The sequence below is a fragment of the Massilia sp. YIM B02443 genome, from assembly GCF_030411955.1.
In the GTDB taxonomy this organism is placed as follows: domain Bacteria; phylum Pseudomonadota; class Gammaproteobacteria; order Burkholderiales; family Burkholderiaceae_D; genus Telluria.
In genome coordinates, this window is the sequence record NZ_JASNRA010000069.1 from 1 (window position 1) to 714 (window position 714).

General features: G+C 61.7%; 2 protein-coding genes. Both read right to left on the reverse strand.

Going from position 1 to position 714, the window contains the following annotated elements:
• Positions 1-372: acyl-CoA dehydrogenase family protein (locus QPK27_RS25200; protein WP_374047122.1), on the reverse strand; the 372-nt coding region annotated here is incomplete at its 3' end.
• Positions 294-632 (reverse strand): acyl-CoA dehydrogenase family protein, encoded by a 339-nt coding sequence (locus QPK27_RS25205; RefSeq protein ID WP_374047123.1) that lies wholly within the window; start codon positions 630-632, stop codon positions 294-296. The genes QPK27_RS25200 and QPK27_RS25205, both read right to left, overlap by 79 nt.
• Between the last annotated feature and the right edge of the window lie 82 nt (positions 633-714).

Genomic DNA, 714 nt, shown 5'->3' on the forward strand with positions numbered 1-714 from the left:
CACTGGCGAGTTGGTGATCCACATTTTCGAGCCGGTGAGCGAGTAGCCGCCGTCGACCTTGCGCGCGCGCGTCACCATCGAGGCCGGGTCGGAGCCGTGATTCGGTTCGGTCAGTCCGAAGCAGCCGATCCATTCGCCGCTGGCCAGCTTCGGCAGATACTTCTGTCTGGTCTCTTCGTTGCCGAATTCAAAGATCGGCACCATGACCAGTGAAGACTGCACGCTCATCATCGAGCGGTAGCCCGAGTCGACGCGCTCGACTTCGCGCGCGATCAGGCCGTAGGCGACGTAGTTCAGGGCCGGCCCGCCATATTGTTCCGGGATGGTCGGGCCAAGCAGGCCCAGTTCGCCCATCTCGCGGAAGATCGACACGTCCATCGACTCGTGGCGGAAGGCTTCCAGGATGNCCCGCCATATTGTTCCGGGATGGTCGGGCCAAGCAGGCCCAGTTCGCCCATCTCGCGGAAGATCGACACGTCCATCGACTCGTGGCGGAAGGCTTCCAGGATGCGCGGCTTGAGCTTGTCCTGGCAGTAGGCGGCGGCGGCGTCGCGCACCATGCGTTCTTCATCGGTGAGCTGCGCGTCGAGCAGCAGTGGATCGTCCCAGTGGAATGCGGCTTTGGTTTTCATGATGGTCTCGTTATAAAAATAGTCGTTACATGTTCGGGTAATTCGGTCCGCCGCCGCCTTCCGGCGTGACCCAGACGATGTT